General features: G+C 51.7%; 16 protein-coding genes. All 16 read right to left on the reverse strand.

Annotation, left to right across the window (positions count from 1 at the left end; translation table 11 throughout):
• Nucleotides 1-8 precede the first annotated feature (8 nt).
• The 16 genes from ICL55_RS02455 to ICL55_RS02530 all read right to left on the reverse strand — a co-directional run bounded on the left by ICL55_RS02455 (nt 9) and on the right by ICL55_RS02530 (nt 20888).
• Nucleotides 9-3542, reverse strand: a complete 3534-nt coding sequence (locus ICL55_RS02455) for a baseplate J/gp47 family protein (RefSeq protein WP_188094452.1) — start codon at nt 3540-3542, stop codon at nt 9-11.
• 9 nt (nt 3543-3551) lie between these two features.
• The gene (locus tag ICL55_RS02460; RefSeq protein ID WP_188094453.1) at nt 3552-3998 is read right to left on the reverse strand and encodes a GPW/gp25 family protein; all 447 of its coding nucleotides are present in this window, start codon (nt 3996-3998) and stop codon (nt 3552-3554) included.
• Nucleotides 3999-4005: 7 nt separating this feature from the next.
• The gene (gene vgrG, locus ICL55_RS02465; protein ID WP_188094454.1) at nt 4006-5730 is read right to left on the reverse strand and encodes a type VI secretion system tip protein VgrG; all 1725 of its coding nucleotides are present in this window, start codon (nt 5728-5730) and stop codon (nt 4006-4008) included.
• A complete protein-coding gene (locus tag ICL55_RS02470) occupies nt 5720-6406 on the reverse strand; it encodes a CIS tube protein (protein WP_188094455.1) in 687 nt (228 codons plus the stop codon). The genes vgrG and ICL55_RS02470 overlap by 11 nt, the downstream gene beginning before the upstream one ends.
• A gap of 23 nt (nt 6407-6429) precedes the next feature.
• Entirely contained in the window at nt 6430-6627 is a 198-nt protein-coding gene (locus ICL55_RS02475; RefSeq protein ID WP_188094456.1) for a DUF5908 family protein, read from the reverse strand.
• Between the two features lie 10 nt (nt 6628-6637).
• Complete coding sequence (locus tag ICL55_RS02480; protein WP_168873425.1) at nt 6638-7081, reverse strand: phage tail protein; 444 nt, start codon at nt 7079-7081, stop codon at nt 6638-6640.
• 35 nt (nt 7082-7116) lie between these two features.
• Complete coding sequence (locus ICL55_RS02485; protein WP_078671504.1) at nt 7117-7548, reverse strand: phage tail protein; 432 nt, start codon at nt 7546-7548, stop codon at nt 7117-7119.
• Between the two features lie 31 nt (nt 7549-7579).
• On the reverse strand, nt 7580-9511 hold the full coding sequence (locus ICL55_RS02490) for a phage tail sheath C-terminal domain-containing protein (RefSeq protein ID WP_188094457.1): 1932 nt from the start codon (nt 9509-9511) through the stop codon (nt 7580-7582).
• 35 nt (nt 9512-9546) lie between these two features.
• Nucleotides 9547-10101, reverse strand: coding sequence for a hypothetical protein (locus ICL55_RS02495; protein ID WP_188094458.1), 555 nt, complete (start codon nt 10099-10101; stop codon nt 9547-9549).
• 9 nt (nt 10102-10110) lie between these two features.
• A complete protein-coding gene (locus ICL55_RS02500; protein WP_188094459.1) occupies nt 10111-10653 on the reverse strand; it encodes a Pvc16 family protein in 543 nt (180 codons plus the stop codon).
• A 1052-nt stretch (nt 10654-11705) separates the two neighbouring features.
• Entirely contained in the window at nt 11706-11975 is a 270-nt protein-coding gene (locus tag ICL55_RS02505; protein ID WP_168873429.1) for a PAAR domain-containing protein, read from the reverse strand.
• 329 nt (nt 11976-12304) lie between these two features.
• Complete coding sequence (locus ICL55_RS02510; protein WP_223151271.1) at nt 12305-13300, reverse strand: c-type cytochrome; 996 nt, start codon at nt 13298-13300, stop codon at nt 12305-12307.
• A gap of 18 nt (nt 13301-13318) precedes the next feature.
• Nucleotides 13319-14464, reverse strand: coding sequence for an aryl-sulfate sulfotransferase (locus ICL55_RS02515; protein ID WP_223151273.1), 1146 nt, complete (start codon nt 14462-14464; stop codon nt 13319-13321).
• Between the two features lie 33 nt (nt 14465-14497).
• Nucleotides 14498-16138 carry a RagB/SusD family nutrient uptake outer membrane protein gene (locus ICL55_RS02520; protein ID WP_188094461.1) on the reverse strand — a complete coding sequence of 547 codons (1641 nt, stop codon included), beginning with the start codon at nt 16136-16138 and terminating at the stop codon, nt 14498-14500.
• Nucleotides 16139-16159: 21 nt separating this feature from the next.
• On the reverse strand, nt 16160-19411 hold the full coding sequence (locus ICL55_RS02525) for a TonB-dependent receptor (protein WP_188094462.1): 3252 nt from the start codon (nt 19409-19411) through the stop codon (nt 16160-16162).
• 256 nt (nt 19412-19667) lie between these two features.
• Complete coding sequence (locus ICL55_RS02530; protein ID WP_188094463.1) at nt 19668-20888, reverse strand: FecR family protein; 1221 nt, start codon at nt 20886-20888, stop codon at nt 19668-19670.
• Between the last annotated feature and the right edge of the window lie 96 nt (nt 20889-20984).

A 20984-nucleotide genomic window follows, 5' to 3' on the forward strand; every position in this document is an offset into this window, starting at 1 on the left:
CTTGTTCTTTATGCGCATCCGCAGTCCGGCCCGTTATCCACTACCGCGGCAGCTTTGGCCGGGATAGGCGTGATGACGTGGTCGGCGGCCTTTACCGGTACAATGATGGCCGATTGCCGGTCGGGCGTGATGATATCTTTCAGTATGCCGGCATGATAGAGTTTTACGTCCGTCACATAGTCGACATAGTATCTTTTTTCCATGAAGTTGACGATCATCGCGTTTGTGATCCTGTTCTCAAACCGCAGTTCCGCTCCTTCGGTATAGGCCCAGGGCGCCAGAAAGCGGGTGATTTCTTCCTGCAACTGATGGGTGAACATGGTTTCATCATATTGTGGGAAGAAGCATACTTGGGCCTCCACCCGTACCTGCTCGTAGTCCGGATTGCAGACGTGCAGGTGAACAAAGGGGGATGTCAGTTTCTGGAGATATTCTTTCACCCGTTGTAAGTCGCTCATGTAGGTGAAAGGCCGCAAGGGATCGATGCCGTTACGTTGCAACAGGGAGGGGATGGTGATGACCGTTACATGTCCCGGCGCCATTTCATTGTAGATGCCGTTTTCGAAACGTGTATGCGGAATACATTTGGCACGATAGAGGTTGGGGAACTGCTGTAATACGAGGTGTTCATAATCCCATTTGTTGACGCTGCGTCCTTTATGCCGCAATTGTTCGCTGCAGCGGATATAGAACTGTTGACTGGATTCCTGTGGGGTGCCGCCGAAAGAAGAAAATGGTTGTGTCACCGTTTTGATCTCCGGCTGTGGGGTGGCCAGTTTGGCGATGGTGCCGGCAGGCAGCGGAGATGCCAGTGTCTGTGTGAGGTCGGTGCCCGGCACAAAAGTGGCGGATACAGCCTGCGTAACTATTGACACCGTTTTACAAATAGCCTCGTCTGCCTCCGCGATGGTGGCTTTCAGCCAGTACTGCTGGTCGGGCATGACGTGATGGCTCAGGCCTGCTTCCCGCGGGATGTTAAAAGCGATGATGCCGCTGCGTATCAGGTTGTCGGTGCCATCGGCTACCGCTGCATTATCAAAAGCCATCCATTCATCGTCTTTCAGATAGTGCCACTGTACCTGGTTATCCGGTTTGCTCACGAGTGGATTGGCGGTGCTTTCATCGATCTGAAACAGCAGCGTCACCTGTCTGGGCGGCAGGAAATGCTGAAGCCCCAGATAAAATTCTGCCAGACTTGGTTTGTTGGCCGTAGTATCGTGCAGGAACTGCGGCAACAGATGATGACCGACAGGCGTTTGTTTCTCTCCAAAAGGATATACATGAAAGAAGGTCGCTTCCGTTTGTGTGTCTGCCACGTATTGCAGATACATCTCCTGCAGCGTGGGCGGCGTAAACAGTCCGGTGGCCACGCCGGTGAGACTCTGACTGTTGGCCGCTTTGGTAAGATAGGCCATGCGTTGTACGAGCGCGGCCTGATAGCCCAGGTCGGTGGTGAGATTGTACCGCACAAAGCCGGCGGTGCTGAGTGGAGAGTAAGGTGTATTCAGGTTACTGTAAACCGGTGCTATTTGGGTTTTATCGTCGATATAAAAATGTTCTCTGGGTTTGTTGTGCAGCAGGCCGTTGATATCAGCGTCGAAGATATCCAGCGGGTGACGGATGATCTTCCATCCGTCGTTATGCCGCAGTATATATAGTTGGGGAGATTCGCCAAAATCATATTCCGTGCCCTGTTTCCACATAAACATGGGCGTTACGCGGGCGTTGTTTTTCTGGAATATCTCATCACATCCCAGTAGTAACATGGCGCCGGGTGAGGGCACCGCGTTGAACGGCAGGAATGGTTTGGAGGGGTCCATGACGCCGGTGTCTGTCTGTACGTGAATGTTTTTGACTTTGTCTACGTTTACTTCCAGGGTGTAACCGGTGATCACGGTGTCTTTCAGCTTCGCCCATGCGGAGGTGGTGGCGGTGTTCTCGCTGAGGAGGATGCGCAGCACCGGGTCGGCGGTATCGAAGGAGGCCTGATGTATGGCCTTGCTGAAGGGCGCCGTGCCTGGCAGGGTGGCGGCCATGGTGCAGGTCAGCACAAAGCCGTTGCCCGTGGCGGCGGCAGCGATGCCGGTGATGGTAATGGGCGTCCATCCGGCGACAGTGGTGATGGCGGCCGTAAAATCTGCCGCGTTCAGTCCTGTCACCGGGCTGCTGGTGGCCACGCTGAGGGTGATGGTGCGGTTGCCTTCCCGCAGGAAAAGGTAGTGGGAGGCAAATGCGAAGCCGATATGCGCCACCGGCATGTTCACCTGCTGTACCTGCGTATAGTCGGCCAGTGTTTTGCCGGCAAAAGGATGCCAGGGGGTATTGGGGTCGTCAAAAGGCAGCCCGTTCCCATCTTTGCTGGCAGGCAACGGAGACGCATACACGCGATCTTTGGAAACAGCGGCATTGGTGTCTTCTACCGGGCATATATATACGCTGCGCATATCGCTGATGGTGGCCGTGTTGACGGCCAGGTCTGCATCGGTGGCGTAGAAGGCATCGCTGCCGTCGGGGAATTTCCCTGCTTTGAGCTGACTGCCTTTTGGCAACAGGTATTCATCGGTGAATCGTGCGAGGGCAAAGGTCATAAACACCTTATCCGGAACAGGCTGTTTTTTCCGCAGGCGCAGGATCTCCTGGTAGTAGAGCTCCAGATGCCTTTGAGTAAGTTCGTTGAGCTGCGTCCGGGAGAACTGCAATAGTTTCAGGAAGGCGAGGAACAGCGCGTTGTGTGGCTCGTGGCTGTCCCATTGTCCGAGTGTGTCTTGCAGTTCCTGTGCCGCGGCGGCTGTTATTTTTACAATGGCTTTGATAAAAACATCGATCGCGCTTTTGAAGAAATTGTGATTGGCGGCGAAATACAGCTTCTTTAATTTGGTGGTGGCGGGACTATAAATGTCCGGATCTACCGTGATGGTGCTGTTCCAGATGGCTGGAAAACTATGTCCGGCGGCGATATCGGCATCTTCTGACGCCATGCCGAATATGTTCGTATAAATGTTGGCGTTAGCGTTGATCAGTCCGTCAGTGACGGCTTTGTTGTAATAAGCCAGCAGCTTTTTGAGCTGGTCTTTGAGGCGCGTGGTGATCAGCGATTGCACCACGGCTTTCAACAGCAGGGTATCGGGCAGCTGTGCCCGCATTTTCTCTATCTGCCACGCCAGGGAAAACAGGGCGCTGTATATTTTCCCATAAAAGTTTTTGGCTTGTGCCAGTGGGGTGGTACCTTCCTGCAAGGGCTGCAGGAATTTTTTCAGGGTATCGGCGAAGTCGCTGGTCTGCTGTGTAACGATCAGCGACAGCTGGGTGGAAATATCTTTATTGAAGAAACTTTCCCAGGTAGTGCCATCGCTGTTATTGTCGTTGTTGATGAACAGCAGGAATGCGGATAATTGCTGTGTGAATACGAGATGGTCGGCGGTGCTGTGTTCATCCACCGGAGCATAGGCAGGATCGAGCGCAGGCAACTGCCTGTCCTGCTGGGAAGTTCCGCTTCCCGGTATAAATAAGGGGTCCAATACCAACGGGCAATCCTGTGACATAATAGTGGTTTACAAAGTATCAGTGATATTGGGGGTGGTATATAAAAAGTTGGGTATCTCCGTACCTTCTTTGATATAGAAGGGGAAGACATAGTTGAACCGCGAGTTGGATGTTTTCACGGTAAAATCTATTTTGATGTATACGATGCCCTGCCATTCGTTGCTGCCGTCAATTTCGAGGTTTTCGAGTTTGATGCGTGGTTCGTAGAAGAGGATGGCGGTTTCCACTTTTTCGAGCATCAGTGTTTTCTGACCGGTGTCCATCGGTTCAAATACGAACTCCTGCATGTCGCATCCATAGCGGGGCTGCATGATCCTTTCGCCGGTGGCGGTGGTCAGTAATATATGCAGGCTGCTGTAGATATCATCCACATCTTCCAGCATGGCTACGGTGCCGTATTTATTGAAGGCGGGCGGGAAGCTCCAGCCTCTGCCCAGAAAGCTGTTGTTGTCCATGGGGGTGTCAGTTTATTTTTACCATTCCTCCTTTGACGCTTGTCATGCCGTTGCCGGCTGCCAGTTCGCAACCGCCGCCGCCATCGGCTTTGAAGCCCATGGTGGCTTTTACGTCTGCCGTTTTGCCTTCCACGGTCATGGCGCCGGTAGCTTTGAAGGAGATGTCTTTGGGGCTTTCGATGCTGATGCCGCTGCTGTTCATGGTGATTTTATTACCGTGTTCATCTTCCAGTTGCACGATATCAGCATCTTCAGACAGGGTAACTTTTTTACCGGCGGGCGTATCCAGCTGAAAGCTTTTTTTCTTGTCGTTAAAAATCATTTTCATCTGGCTGCGTGTCACCAGTCCTTTTTCATCATTGTCGTCGGAGGCTTTGAGCGGAGCGGGCAACGCGCTGCTGTTGAGGCCTCCCAGTACCACGGGGTAGTTGGGGTTGCCATCGATGAAGCTGACGAGTACTTCATCATTTTTTTCCGGCCGGAAGAAAGAACCTCTTTGTTTGCCGGCATCGAGTGTGCTCACGCGCGCCCACATGCCGTCTTCTTTGCTGTTGATGAAAGGGAGGGTGACTTTGATGCGGTCTTCTCCTTCCGGATCATTTTCCAGTTGTGTGACAACGCCCACCTGCAACGATGTAATACGGGCGGCTGGTGCCTGTGGGCCTGCCGGAATGGGCGCCTGAAAGCCAATCTGTATATCGGTGGTCCAGTTGCCTTTCACAATCTGATGTCGGACGCCGGAAACGAATGCGTTGCCTTCAAAACGTTTGCCGACACCTTTCAGCGCTACAATATTCCCTGGTTTGATTTTAGGGGTGCCCTGGAAGTTAGCGCGACCGGTAATCCTTGACAGGCGTGCCTGTTGCAGCAGTCCGTCTGCGACAGGCTGCAGTTCCGCACTGTTGATTTTATTGTTGAATTTCAGCTCCGTTTCTTTCGTTTTGATACTGCTGGCGAGATCTTTGGCGTTGATATTACCACCGAGTGTGCCGGCGGGTTCTTTCGCTTCAACGGGTGTCAGCTGTTGACTGGCGTAATCCCACAAATAACTTTTCAGTCCGGCGGGCTGTGTACGTGCATCCATTTCGAGGTCCAGTTCCAGCAGGGAAGAGCCGTATTGGATGGTTTCTGTCGGTTGCTGGCTCAGGTCCGGTGCTTTGATGGTGGCTTTGCCATCGTCTATGACCATCAGCAAACCGTTGGCGGTGGCTCTTTCCAGCAGGAAGTCCCAGTCGGTCAGATGGTACTGTGCCAAACCCGGATGTTTATACGTAGTAGTGCCCACTTCTTTCTGCATGTTCCAGGCAGAAAGGATGTCTTCTATGATCTCTTTGTCTTTCTGGTCTTTGTAGTATTTCTCCTGTGGTGTGATGGAGGCAGCAAATATTTTATCCCGGCATTCAATCGTGAGGAGGGATACATTCTTGCGCACTTTGATGCTGTTCCGTATCACGACCCCTTTGAAAATGCTTTCATCTTTGCCGCCGTAGCCGACTTTGATTTCTATCTCTTTGCCGGGGATAAAGAGGTCGGTGTCGGAGAGGGCGAATGTTTGTTTGGAGGCTTCTCCGTCCTGATAGATCAGTGTTGCGGTTGGGATGCGGTTCACTTCCTTGTTGACCATCACCGACGCGATCGGGTAGGAGCGTGGCACTTCCTGGCCGCCGGAGAGGACGGTGACGGTGGTGACGGAGGGTGTTCCGTTGGTTTGTATGTCGCGGTTATCGGGCATCTTCCAGTGGTAAAAAGTTAATAACGGTACCTGGTGTCAGTTTCCTGAAATTGGTGAGGTTGTTGGCGCGGGCCAGCTGAAAGTAGTAGGACGGATCTTCATACTGCCGGAAGCTCATGAGCGACAGGTGGTCGCCATTGGCTACGGTGCGTTGATGTGTCAGATCGGGTGACAGCGGATCTTCTTTGGCGACCCGTTTTTTGTCATCGATGCTGCTTTTGAAGGTCACCTTGGCGATGGCACGAATCGGGCGTCCGTCGGGCTTAAACAGCTTGAAGTTGATGTTGAGGGAAGTGAGCCTGCCGGCAAAGGCCATCGGTCCCCATATTACCCGGAAGTGGCGGGGCTCGTGTGCGTCTCCTTCGTAATCCGTCAGCAGTTTTTTGAACTTCTTGATATCGTCCCATATATCATCCCGGGGCTGATCGTCGGCGATACCGGTAGAATCGAACATCAGTTCGAGGGCCAGTTCGTCCGGCGCGATGGCTTTGAACTTCTGTTGTTTGCCACTGGTGCCTTGTCCCTGTCCTTCGCTGTATTCGATCTTATAGTTCAACTGATAGCTTTCGGGGTTGATGAACGCGTCGAAGTCACCTGCTTTGGACGCATCGTCCATTTCAGGTTTTTTGTAGGCGATGATCTTTACTTTCTCCAGTTTACCTTTATCGACACTCATGGGTGATTGTTTTTAACTCGGGATTATTTCTCCATTTTATCGCGCAGCACGGCCATGACCTGCTCCACGCATTCCGCGATGATCAGGTCTTTATCGGCATCAGCCTTGTCGGGCGGCGGTTGTTGGTTGCCACCACCGCCGGAGGCAGCCGTGCTGCCGGGCGGGCTTTCGGCGGCATTCACCACCACCCGGATGTGTAACTCCCGTATCTGGATGGGCATAGCAGTATGTTTAGCTGACGGTAAAAAAACGGTACCGGAGGTCCAGGCTTTCGATCACAATGGAACTGGTTTCAGCGTTGAGTTCCGTGATGGACCATTTTTTAGGCCATGCCTGTGCAACATTCCATGTACGGATAGGCTCATGCTCATGATTGAGCAGGGTGATAACGATATCGGAGGGGGTGAACTCCCTGTCCTGAAAGGCTTTCATGCACCAGTCGAATATTTTCGAATCGGTGAGCAGCATGCCTCTTTTGAGCGTGAGGTCGGGGTATTTGGTCCTCACGGGGAGGGTATGTTCAAACCTGTTTTCGCCGCCTTCTTTCACGGTCTCGGTTTCGTATTCCACCGTGAGACCGGTGACGGCCTGGAAGCGGGTATCGTTATCACTTTTGCCGAGGCCGGTAAACTCCACTTTGAAGTGGAAGCCTACCGGGGGGTAGTAACCAGCCATAAAACATGCAGAGATTTATTGATTTTGAAATTTATTTATTTGACGAGGCTGATTCCTTCGTGTGCGATCTCTATTGTTTCCACGGCTACCTCGTTAGCATCTGCTTTCAGGTCGCTGGCCTGCACTTTCACCGGGAAGGCGTTGAGCACGGACCAGGTGAATACCGGCTGATGCACTTCGTTCAATAGTTTGATGGTGATGGTACGGCGTTCTATTTTACCCAGGTTGTTGACTTCCTTAAACCAGTCGAAGTATTCGGTTTTATTAGGGAAGGTGCCGCGTTTCATGGTGATGTTGCTGCTTTTCTGCAGGCCTGGCATTTTTACTTTGTTATAGTCTTTGCTTTGTCCTTCCCGGTATTCGATGACATCTACCTGTCTGTCGAGGCCGGTGACTTCAGTGAAGCCGATGGTGGTATCTCCCCATTTGACTTCAAAATGGAATTTAGGAATTGGATATTCAGCCATTGTGGTAAGGTTTTAATTGTGAAAAGATGGATTAAGCCTGAGGCAGGATATGGGAGAAGCGCAGGATAATAAATTCTGCGGGCCTTACGGCAGCCATTCCTATTTCGATGATCATGAAGCCGTTGAGGATATCCTGTGCTGTCATCGTTTTACCGAGGCCAACAGCCACATAGAATGCTTTGTCGGGGGTAGCGCCTTGCAGGGCACCCTGGCGCCAGAGCGTGAGCAGGAAGTTTTCGATCATCGCCTGCACTCTTACCCAGGTATTGGCATCATTAGGTTCGAACACAAACTGCAGGGTGGCCTTTTTAGTGCTTTCTTCCACCATGTTGAAGAAACGCCTTACACTGACATAGCGCCATTCGTTGTCGTTGCCGGCGAGGGTACGGGCGCCATATACGAGGGTGCCTTTGCCGGTAAAAGCGCGGATGGCGTTGATAGATTTGCCGGATACTACGTCCACATTCAGCTGATTCAGTTCACTATTGGAATAAATCACATCCGGGGTGCCGAGTATGCTGACATTGGCAGGGGCTTTCCATACACCGCGGGCATTGTCTACCTGTGCATATACGCCTGCGATGGAGCCGCTGGGCGGCAGTGCCATGCTGGTGTTGTTAATACCGGCGATAATGCTTTTGAACAGCGGGAATCCGGCGGAGAGGGCGTCGTTTTTCGCTTTCTCCAGGATGGTGGCCGCATCGAGGATACCTGCCTGTATGGTGCTTTTGATGGCGCTGAATTCATTTTGCACGAGGGGTACTACGCTGAGCATTTTGGCCTTATCGTTAGGGCCGGTCAGTACGCCGTTTGCCGTGCCTGCCGCGCCGAGTACGCCGCCCCAGTCGGCGGTGGCCGTGCCGCTGAAGGTCTGTGTGGTATAACCCGGCGTAGCCAATGCTTTCAGGTCGGCCTGGTAGTTGATCAGATTGGTGTAGCGGTCTTTCAGGGCCAGCACCGTGTTTTTGAGGTTAATGACCATATCGGCGTTTTTGAGCGTGCCCGGCGCCGGTGTGGTGGTATCAAGGGTATTGACCGTATTGGCAATATCCAGCAGGTATTTGAATACATCCTGCAGGTCAGTGGCGGTGCCGCTGAGGATGAATTTATTTATTTTCTTGTTGAAGAGGCTGTCCAGACTGTCTGTGCCGAGGAGCGTGGTAAATTCTGTGCTGATTCTTTTACTGTCAGCCGCCAGGTTGTCGAGGTCGTCGATCACTTTCTGGACGTTGGTATCTGTGGTGAAGTTTTTGAGGGAGGGGATGAGCACACCGGCTTTTTTGATTTTGCCTACCATATCGGCATACAGGATGTTTTTGTCGAGTGCCACCTGTACCCACGGCGTATAGGCCATCCCGTATTTGAGGTTGTTGATACCTACTTTATCGCGGAACTCAGCGCCCTGTGCGTCGGTCCTTTTCAGATCGAAGAGGCCTACGCGGTCTTTCAGGTCATCACATTGTTTCAGGGTAGATACCTGCAGATCATAGAGAGCAGTGCCCGCGAGTGTGGCCGCATCGGGGAAGAGGATGATGGTAGGTTCATCGTATTTAACGAGTGCGTCGATACCATTCTGGATGTCGCCCTGTACCGGTGCTCCTGAGGTATAGAGGCCTACTGACACGATGTAGCAATCGCCTCCGCCGTTGGCGTAGAACAGCCGTAGTGAGTCGTATAGGAACCACTGGTAGTCTACTTTGGCGCTGGAGAACTGATTGTTGAGATCGAGTTGCACTTCGGTGACAACCGGTTTGGCCGGGCCGCCGAAATACAGCTGGTAATCGGCGATAGAACCGATGCGTGTAGGCGTATTGTGCAGGTCGCCGGGGCTCAGCATGTCTGCTTTTTCCGTATACCCGATAAATGCCGGGATGGCTGTTTCCACCGCTGCAATGGAGGGCGGGAACCTGGGCACTTCGTCTATATAAACGCCGGGTGTTTTGATGGCAGTTAAATTGAGCATGTGATGGGGTTTAAGAAGTGATGGTTATAAAAATTTTATTGTTGAAATGTCAGGGAGAATTTGCTGTTGGCTGTTCCTTTCTGGTATTTAAGTTTACCGCCGGTGTCCAACAGGTCGTAGCTGCCGGGGCCGCGGATGATATTGATGTCGATATAGCCGAAGAGTCTTTCGCTGTCTGTGGGAGCCGCTACGGTGACGGTTTGCAGCGATATATCAGGATAGGTGCTGCCATTGGCTTTGGCCACGGCGTTACCAAATACATATCTTCCTTCCTGCGTGCCCACCAGAAAGTGAGCGTCCAGTTTCGTATGGGCTGCCACAACGGGAATGAATGTAAACCCTATCCTGATACTGGTATTGCTGAGATCACAAATCGGGTCTTTATCGGCCTTGATGGCCGTTATCAGCCGCAGGCCGCTGTTGAACGGCCTGATGGTAAGTTTTTTATCGTCCAGCAGTTGAAGCGTGTCGGTATCCGGATACCACTGTATCCACTCCGCTACCGGGAGGGCGGGCTGCGTGGCCGTTACATATTGGTGAGACAAGGCAATTTCGCAGACATGCTGATATGCTACGGTTATACTTTCCATCAGAGACACTCACTTTTTAGGGTCAATAACACTGAATTTTCCGGTGATGGACTCGATGACGCCATCGCCTGTTACGACATTGGTATTGTGCAGTTCAATCACGCGCATCACATACATAATACTGGGATATACTTTACCGCCCAGAATGGCCCATAGGTGGTTCATCTCTTCAAACGAAGGGGAATACATATTTAACACCACCCGATAGTCCGTTCCGTTGTAGTTGGTAGAGAACTGATTTTGCCCGTGAATGAAACGGATAATTTTTCCGATGTCCGATACCGCGTCCTTATAGTTGCTTTTGCGGGAACTGAAAAGGATATACGCATTCAGAAATACATAGGGGTTGAAATACTCCGTTCTCAGTGTGGCGTTGTTTACCCGGGAATAGGCGGTGTTTTTAAGAGAAGGTTCCTCTTTCAGGTTCACCAGCGTCAACAGCACGGACGGTGCTGCATTACCGGGACTGGCAATGTTTCCCAGATCGAAATCCCCGCCCGCAAACTGGGGCGTAAGACTATCTCTGATGATGGTCAGTATTTCGGTCAGCATATGTATGTTTTAAACTGTATCCTTTTGCTGCAAACAAGTGTATATGTGTAACTGTGTCTTTTAAAATGTGCAACTTTTTTCTTTTAGAAAGCATCCGCTGCGCTCTATACTGTCCGCCGGAGGCCAACAAAACACACCACCAAAATGTCATTCGCTGCTGATCAACGATTCGTCGATGCAACGCATCGAACGCACAAGATGTAAATCAATACCAATCCGTCATCTGTCGAGGGCAAAAAAAAGAATCGTTTTCAGTTGATCATCTGCCGAAGACCAAGTAGGAACGTCAAAAAATCACTTCCAATTGATCGTCTGCCGGAGGCAAAGTAGTGACGTCAAAAACAATTCACTTCCAATTGATCCTCTGCCGGAGGCAAAGTAGTGACGTCAAAAACAATTCACTTCCAATTGATCGTCTGCCGGAGGCAAAGTAGTGACGTCAAAAACAATTCACTTCCAATTGATCCTCTGCCGGAGGCAAAGTAGTAACGTCAAAAACAATTCACTTCCAATTGATCATCTGCCGGAGGCAAAGTAGTAACGTCAAAAACAATTCACTTTCAATTGGTCATCTGTCGAAGACAAAGTAGTGACGTCAAAAACAATTCACTTCCAATTGATCATCTGCCGGAGGCAAAGTAGTAACGTCAAAAACAATTCACTTTCAATTGGTCATCTGCCGGAGGCAAAGTAGTAACGTCAAAAAAATCACTTCCAATTGATCGTCTGCCGGAGGCAAAGTAGTAATGTCAAAAACAATTCACTTCCAATTGATCATCTGCCGGAGGCAAAGTAGTGACGTCAGAGAAAATAATTCACTTTCAGTTGATCATCAGCCAAGCCGAAAAAAGTAAAAGGAAAAAACAATACACTCCCAATCGATCATCTGCCAAAAGCAAAAGATCAACGTCAGAAAAAAGCAATCCACTCTCAGTCGATCTTCTGTCTTGTACAGACAAAAGGCCGGCATTAAGAAAATGCAATCCGATTCCGGTTCATCATCTGCCGAAGGCAAACAATAAACACAAAAAGTGTTGTAATAATCTGTGAAATCAGCCAATCAGGACATTCGCGGCACCTGTTGTTACGGCACCTCCGTGGGCTGTACTATCGCTTATCCGTGCTGCCGGCTTACCACCAATCAGCACTGTGGCAGATCCTGTAATGATGGCATCAGGTGCTAAAGGACAAACACAACTGTCCCCGATAACAGCCGCAGGTTTGCCACCAATTAATACGGTAGGGCATCCCGGGCCGAGGACAGGGCCTCCTCCATGTGAGCATACATGCAGATCCCCGATAGTCGCCGCTGGAAATGACATAAGCAACAATTAATTACGCTTCTTCTGAACTTCCCGTCTTAAACAATTTGAAATACTATTCTCGGGTCTTCCTCCTGGCTTATTTGGGGTATCCACTAATCTTTGAGGTTCAATTACGACGTTGCCAGGAAAAAAGAGTATAGTAAAAATCCGACAATTAAGGTAGAAATTAATTCCTTTACAACCAAATTATTTTTCAGATGACAGGCATTCTTTCAGGAGATGTTGAGGAGCTATGAAAGAAAAAATATAGTCAGACATAAAAAAGCTTCCCTTAACGGGAAGCTTTTACAGGGTAGCATAGTATAGCCAGTGATTAGGATACCTTATTAATAAGATGCTTTCATGCCTTTCTGTTCCCAGTAGCTGATGACAGGGCGGAACGGTCCATACTTGTGTTGTCTGGCAGAGAAAGTGTCTGCAAATGGCCCTTTGTCATAGTCAATGGCCTTTTCGGCAACATGCGGATAGTCGTAGTTTTTGACATCCGGACGGGCATGTATGCTGTCATTGTTCACAAACGCGGCGATGTCGAGCGCTTCTTCATCGGTGAGGAACGGCTTGTCCCACGTAGCTTTATCATAAGGCATATTGGCCTTCAGCCATTGTGCCTGCTTGATCACGCGATGCATGCTGGAGCCGGGCTGATAACCATTGGGTCCCCACAGCGGCGGGTAGGTATACGTAACGCCAGCCAGTTGACCTTCTCCTTCTTTGCCATGGCAACGGGCGCAATGCTGCTGATACAATGTCTTTCCTCTTTCCGGATCTGCGGCGGTATCAGGCAGTTTTACAGTGAGGTTGTGACTGCCCTGATGCGGCTTGTCTTTGGGTACAAAACTATTGATCCATCTCAGATAAGACAGAAACGCCACCATCTCTTTGCTGTCAAGTGGCAACGGCTTACCATTATGCGGCCGCGTTACACAGTTGTTGATCCGTTCTGCGAGCGTGAGTACCTTGCCTTCGCGGGCACGGTATTGCGGATATTGCTGGTGAGACAACATCAGGTTGAAGGAAAATGCTTTGGTACCACCATCCTGATGGCAGTTGGTGCAGTTCATTCTATTACCGAGGTAACGGCCGTTTATGCCATCGGGACCAATATAATAAGCGGTATTGAACATCAGTTCGCGACCATAACGGACCATCTCGCCATATTTGTCTTTCGGGATGGCGCCGGTATCTACTGTCAACAGCTCCGGCGCTGCGTTGGCGGTTGTTACAGGCGTCCTGGCGCTACTGCCGGTATTACAGGACCAGACCATCACGGCGGCGGTGGCAGCCAGGAAACAACCGGTACGGATATATTGCATAGTAGTCATAAACAAAAGCTTTGTATGTCATTGTTCGATGACATAGGGTAATAACTGTGACGGGGAGATGAACTCAGCCCGGTACGGAATGAAAGTGGTCCGTAACGTCCATAACGGATGACCATCGCGGGTGGTCAGTATCACCGTGTTGCGTTTGGAGCAGCATTGCAGGATATGCTCATGGTCAACCAGGTAGGCGCTGCCCATTCTTTCATTGAAGAGATAGGGTGGCAGCACCGACCGGATGGCGACGGTTGCCTGCTGCGTACTATCGTTCAGGCGGAAGGCCAGCGTTTGTGATCGTTGCCGTGATACGCCGTTATCGAACAACATGAGTTCATGCTCCGCATTGATATGCACGGAATGCCCCATATCGAATGCGGCGGAATCCGGAATGGCGAAGTCACCGCCTTTACCGAACTTCCACATCACTTTGCCGCTTTGCGCATTGATCTTCCAGACCTGACCATTGTTGTAGAAAGAAATGAGATAGTTGCTGTCTTTGTCGAAGCTCAGACTGTTGGCATGCATCCAGTCATGCCGCGTGCGTAGGATGGCCGTGTCGGCAGTAGGTTCCAACACGTCAAATACGCTCCATTGCCAGTGGCGGTTGCCTTTGCGGTCAAACACCACGATACCGTCACTTTTTACAGTATCTTTTTCGCTGCCGCCCTGAAGGGAGAGGTCCACTATCTTCTCCACGTTGGTAAGGGCTACGATCTCATCGCGACTATTCAGCAGCACTTCGTGGTGCACATCCGCCGTAAAATCCTGTTGTCCTTTTTTCAGGTGCAGCAGGGTGTCGCCATGCAGACTGATCTCCATGATTTCGTTGCCATAACTGGTGGGAAAGGTTTTATCACCGAGGATACAAAGGAGTGTTTGCTGTTGGGTAAGATGCGCGGTTTTGAAGCCGGTACCTTTTACCTGATGATACCAGACAATGCGTCCGGCGGCATTAACGAGGCAGATCATACCGGGATCATCGCGCTGGTTGAGTAACAGCAATCCTTTCTGAAATCCCGCCGGCAGGCTTTCTCCGGGTACAACGGAAGCTTTCAGCTGGTCCTGCAGGGCAGGCGGTACATCCATTTTAATGCGGATGGTGTGAGTGGTGCAGCTGCAGAAGAGGAGCAGCAGGCATAGCAGGCGTGTGTGCATGGCAGTTAGCATAACCCCGGGCGTTAGCCCGGGGCATGATGGATATTATTTCCACAGATCGTTCTGTGTCGCTTTAGGATTGGCATTCAGTTCTCTTGCCGGAATAGGCAGTACATAATGTTTGGCCTTGAAAGTGTTGGCGCCCTGTTTTTCGCGGGCGGTCAGGATGGAAGCCAGTTGCGCGGCCGACTTGTTCCAGCGGCGCAGGTCATAGATCCTGTTTTGTTCGTAGAACATTTCCAGCAGTTTCTGATGGTCGATTTCGGCTATCAGCTGATCGGCGCCAGGCAGATCTGCGGCCGTTTTAGCAGCAAGTCCGGCACGGGTACGGATCTGGTTGATGTCTGCCAGCGCAACGCCGGTATGGCCGTTGCGGGTGGCGGCTTCTGCGCGCATCAGCAGTACTTCCGCAAAACGCATCACGCGATAGTTGGCGGTAGACGGTGTGGCGCCCCAGTAGTTGTCGGCGTTGGCCACATTGCGCCAGGCGCCCGTATATTTTTTGATCAGGAAACGACCGTTGGTAGTGGTGTCCAGTTTGGTGTCCGGATAGAGGCGCACAATTTTGGCGCGGGCGGAACCCCACAACTCATCGAATGTTTTGTTGTCGTAGAAAGTTTTGTCAGCCTCGCCGAGGGTGGAATATTTCCACATCAGCGTGGCGTACATGCGTTTGTCGTATTTGGTGTCCGAACCGGCAGGACGAGGTTCTTTGACGAACTGAGATACGAGGTAGTTGGACGGCACATATTTAAACCATCCGCCGCCGGCCGGGGGACCGATAAACTGCGGGATGTAGTTAAACATCGGTGAGTTAGCCGTTTCAGCGCCCCATGGGCCATAGGGATCACCTAATGGCGCACATACCCATTCAAAGATGGACTCTTTGTTGAACTCGTTGGCGTCGGTGAAGTTGTCTTCAAAATTGTCTACGAGACCGTAGCCGTAGGGAGCTTGTGTGAGCAGCGTCAGGGTGGCTTCTGCCTGCGGATAGTTCTCCATATAGAGATATGCTTTGCCGAGGAAGCCGATCGCGGCGCCACTGGTAGCCCTGCCTTGCTCTTTGGGATCGCGTGTTGCCGGCAGCTTGTCTTTGGCGGCTGACAGGTCACTGATCACCTGCTGCCATACTTCGTCTTTATTGGCGCAGGGAGCGGCATAGGCGTTGGTGGTTTCTACCGGCTCGGTGCGCAGCGGCACCGCGCCCCAGTTGGAGGCGAGGATAAAATAGGACAGACCGCGGAGGAATTTGGCTTCTGCGATATAGATCTCCTTCTTGGCGGCGTCGATCGGTACTTTGTCGATGCGGGACAGGATCAGGTTGGCACGATGGATACACTGATACGTCCTGTCGAAGATATCAGCAGCGTCGCTGTTGTTTTCATCGTTGGTATACGACGCGATGGCCCAGGTAGGTGCTTCCTCGCCGGGGATGGTAAATACATCGTCACCCATGGCATTGATGTCCTGTACGCCGGTGAAGGCGCCCCAATAGCCGTAGAGCGGAAGGCGCAGCGGGCTGTAAGTGGCGGCCAGCGCCATGCTTAAGCTGTTTTCGTCTTTCCAGAAATTGGTTTCGGTGATCCTGTTAGGATCTGTTTGTGTGAGGAAGTCGCGTTCATTGCAACTGCCGGCCAGCGCCATCGTCAGTGCCAGTGCGCCGATATATTTGATTGATTTTTTCATGCGTACAACTTTTTTTGATGGTTAGAAGGAAAGGTTCAGGCCCAGCAGGAAGGTGCGTGACAGCGGATAGGCGTCCCAGGAATTGTCCATGCCGCGGGAGAGCGCACCACCGCCCAGATCAGGATTGTAGCCTTTGTATTTGGTAGCGGTGAAGAGGTTTTCGGCGGAACCAAAAAATCTCACCTTGTCGATACCCCATCTGCCAGTGAGGGAGGTGGGCATGCTATAACCTAATTCCAGTCGTTTGAAACGGATATAAGAACCGTCTTCCAGCCATCTGTCGCTGTTTTCTCTTTTGTTGTTGTTAGGATCGGAGAGGGTGAAACGGGGGAAATTGGAATGATGTTCCGGCGTCCAGGCATCGAGTACGGCGGTGGACAGGTTGGTCACTTCCGTCATTTTTTCCATCCATTGTCTTCTGCCGTTATAGATTTTGTTGCCGGACACGCCTTCAAAGAAGAGGTTCAGGTCGAAGTTTTTATAAGACAGGTTAGCGGCCAGGCCCATGGTGATTTTCGGGAAGGGGCTGCCAACGTTTTGTACGTCCTGGTTGTCGATTTTACCGTCGCCGTTGTAGTCTACGAAGCGGATATCTCCGGGTTTGGCGTCAGGTTGAATAGGGGTGCCGTCTTTGCTTTTGTAGGCATTGACTTCCTCCTGTGAATTAAAGATGCCATCGGTTTTGATGAGGAAGAAGGAGCCGATAGGAGCGCCTACTTTAGCTCTGGAGATGTCACCGAATTCTTGTCTGCCGGAGCCTACAGTGATGGCGGTCATTTCGTTGGCGGTATGGGAAAGGTTGAACATCACGCGGTATTTGAGGCCGCTGCGGGTTTGGCTGGCGTATTCCACGGAAGCTTCATAGCCTTTGTTTTCGATCACGCCGGCATTGAGTGTAGGCGTGCCCGTTTTACCCACAGACAGCGGGAAAGGTACGCCGAGCAGTACGCCATTGGTTTTTTTATGGAAGACTTCGAAGATGAAGAACAGTTTATTATTGAGGAAGCCTGCGTCGATACCACCGTTAACGATCTTGGTTTCTTCCCAGGAGAGGTCCAGGGGAGAAGCATAGGAGCTGGCGGTGCCACCAGCCCAGAGCGTGTTACCCTGTACGTAGTTGATACCGCTGGTGATGGCAGACTGTGTGAGGTAGTTGCCGATTTCCTGGTTACCCAGTACGCCCCAGCTGCCACGCAGTTTCAGGTTGCTGATAACATCACGCAGACCGGAGAAAAAGTTTTCGTTGTGGACGTTCCAGCCAACAGAGAAAGAGGGGAAGGAGCCGAACTGATAGTCGTTTGCAAACCGGGAAGAACCATCTCTGCGGATAGAAGCGGTGAACAGGTATTTGGAATCGTAGGAGTACATGACCCGTCCGAAGGTGGACAGGATGGCGCTGGTGCTGGCGCTGCCATCATTTTTCTGGGAGCCGGCGGTGCCTGCGCCGAGTACGGAAGTGCCCTCCGGCAGGTCGTTGCGGGAGGCGTTGAAGCCGGAGTAGGTATTTTTCTGGGCGGTATAACCGGCTACCGCGTCGATGTTGTGTTTACCCAGTTTTTTGGTATAGCTCAGGGTATTTTCCACCAGCCAGGAGTTGCCGATAGAGCTGCCTTCCGCGAGGTCGGGCAGGGTATTGGCGGCGTTACCGTCGTTATAGATACCGGTGTAGGTGCGGGTGTAGCCTTGTGCTTCGGTGAGGCCGACGTTGAAGCGATAGCGGAGGCCTTCGATCAGTTTCACTTCCACAAAGGCGTTGGCCAGCAGGTTCAGGTCTTTCGAGCTTCTGTTCACTTGTTCCAGCAGAGCAACGGGGTTAGACAGATTTTTCATGTATATCGGTCTTCTGCCGTAGCCGCCGAGGTCCTGCGTAGGATCATATACCGGTACGGTGGCGGGCATCACGAGGGCGCTGCCTACGAGGCTGTGGGTTTGGTCGCCACCGCCGGGCGCGAGGCGGCTAACCCCTCTTTTAATAATAACGGTCTCGCCTATTTTAATTCTGCCTTTTTCGTATTGTGTTTTTACACGGAAGTTAGCAGCGGAGTAGTCGGTATTGATCATGGTACCGTTTTCTTTCAGGTATCCGCCGGAGAGGTTGTACGTAAAGTTTTTGGAGCCGCCGCTGAAGTTAACGTTAGTACGGGCAATCGTAGCCTGGTGAAAGATAGCGTCCTGCCAGTTGGTGTTTATGCCGTTATAGTTGGGGATGCCGGTCATATTGGCCTGCATCAGTTTAGTCCATTGTTCGCCGTTGAGGAGGCTCATTCTCTTGGGAACGGACTGAACGCCGAACCAGCTGTCGATTTCCAGTTTGGGTGCTGTTTCTTTCAGGCCGCCTTTGGTGGTGACGATCACCACGCCGTTGGCCGCGCGGGAACCGTAGATGCTGGCGGTGGCCGCATCTTTCAGTACTTCGATGGATTCCACATCGTTAGGGCTTACGCCGTCGATGCTGTTGACGAACACGCCGTCCACGATAAACAGCGGGGCGTTGTTGCCGAGGGTGCTAAGGCCGCGGATGGTGATATTGAGGCCTGAGCCGGGAGCGCCGCTGGCTGATTCCACGGATACGCCGGGAACGCGGCCCTGGATGGCGCCGCTGATATTTTTAGAGACATTGGCGCTGATGGTGTTCACGCGAACGGAAGCAACGGAGCCGGTCACGTCTTTTCTCTTCTGGGTACCGTAGCCTACCACGACCAGTTCTTCGGTCTGTACTGCTTTCTGCTGCAGCGTGATATCGAGGGGGCCGGCTTTGGTGACATGTTTCTCGATGGTTTCATATCCGATGAAGGAGATGACGAGGATGCCGCCGCCATCGGGCAGTTCCAGGGCGAAGTTACCTTTCGCGTCGGTGCTGGTGCCTTTGGTGCTGCCTTTCAGTTTTACTGAGGCGCCGGTGAGGGGTTCGCCGGTGATGGCGTCAGTGATACGGCCGTATACCGAAATATTGGCAACCGGTTTTACTTCCGCACCATCGGTTTTAACCGACAGGATGATGGTGTTATCTACCACGCTGTAGTTTAGCTTGTTGCCTGCCAGGCATTGGGCCATCACATCTTCCAGGCTGGCCTGACTGGCAGAAACGGACACTTTATCGGCCGTTTTCAGCATTTCGGTGTTGTAGAAAAAGGTATAGCCGGTTTGTTTTCTGATTTCCCGGAGCACCTTAGTGAGTGGTACACGGCGCATGTCCAGGGTCAGCTTTTGCGAGTAACCGGTGGCACTGACCTGTAGGGCAAGCACCAGCAGCAGAAAAGCAGTTAGCTTCATAACTTTCAGCATTTGCGCGCACACCGGGGACCACCGGTGTTTGACGGCATTTCTAAATGGCATAACTTTGTTAGGTTTTTGGTGAGCAATAAGGCTTTACGACAATTGTTTTTTGTTTACCAGAACTTCCTACCGGGCCTGTGGCGACAGGCCCGGTTTTTCATTTAGGCATTTGGTTATTTAGGCATTTATTTATTTTCCTGACTGTAGATCCTGATATAATCTGGCTGACTTCCAATAACCCAATGACCAAATATCAAAATGATTTAATAGTGATGGTTTTGTTGGTGATGGAATATTGAATACCGGCTGTCTGCAGGATGCGTAGGGCCTGCGACAGGGTAGACGTTTTTCGGATGGAGCCGGAATAGTGCTGGTCCGGGATAGGACCGTTATAGACCACTTCTACATCATACCACCGGGAGAGCTGCCGCATAATGGTTGGCAGGTCGTCATCTTCGAATTCAAATATTCCGGTCTTCCAGGCGATGGTTTTATCGACATCTGCTTCGGATACCGTGATACGGTTTTGTCCTTTGGTGCTGACCGCCTGTTCGGCCGGGGCCAGGACAGCTTGTTGTCCGTCGGCCCGGGAAACCATGACTTTTCCGGTGACGAGTGTGGTGGTGATGTTGTTTTCATCGGCATAATTCATAACGTTGAAACTGGTGCCTAATACAGTGATTTGTTGGTTGTCGCTGAGCTGTACGTGGAATGGCTGCTGTGCATTGGGGGTTATTTCAAAGTAGGCTTCCCCGTTAAGGTAGACGGTACGGTCGTTGCCGGCGAACCGGGTCGGGAAGCGCAGGGATGATGCGGCGTTAAGCCATACTCTGCTGCCATCGGGGAGGGTGATTTGATATTCACCGCCGCGAGGCGTGGCGAGGGTGTTGAACAGTATTTTTTCGTCTGTATTGCCGGAGTGGTCGTATACGAGAGACCCCTGGCCTTTATTGATACGGGTGCCGTCTTTTTCTTCAAACTGGCTGGAGCCGGTGGAATCGAGGGGCACGGCGGTACCATCGGCCAGCGTGAGCATGGCTTTGGTGGTGCCGGGCTGTATATCGTGGGCCGGGTGTGCGGCAGCGAGGTGCCGTTGTTCACGGTAACGGCTATACTGGTACCATCCGGTGGCGGCCACGAGCACCAGTACTGCGGCTGCGGCAGACCACCAGTAGAGCCGGCGTTGTTGGCCCCGGGCAGGAGGGGTTAAGGCAGCAGGCGCCTGTGCTGTTGTATTGGCAACATGCTCCCGGAGCAACAACCTGAATTGGCCGACTGCAGCATGCAGCTGTCCCTGTTGCCCGTTGATGACGTCAAATATTTTTCTGGCCTGCTCAAAAGGGACTTGCCGGTCGGGGTTTTCCCGGACCCAGTTTTCCCAATAGCGGGTATCTTCCTCGCTTACGCCCATACAGTAGCGCAGGAAGGAATCGTCTTGCAAAAAATCTTCAGTGGAGATAAAAGCGTTTTCCATGACGTGTTACTATGCTATAGTGTGCGGAATCCCGGGTTATTCCCAAAGAATCCCAAAATATTTTTTTCTCTATAAAATGTAGGGAGATAAAGGCCT

The sequence above is a fragment of the Chitinophaga varians genome, from assembly GCF_014529945.1.
Classification (GTDB): domain Bacteria; phylum Bacteroidota; class Bacteroidia; order Chitinophagales; family Chitinophagaceae; genus Chitinophaga; species Chitinophaga varians.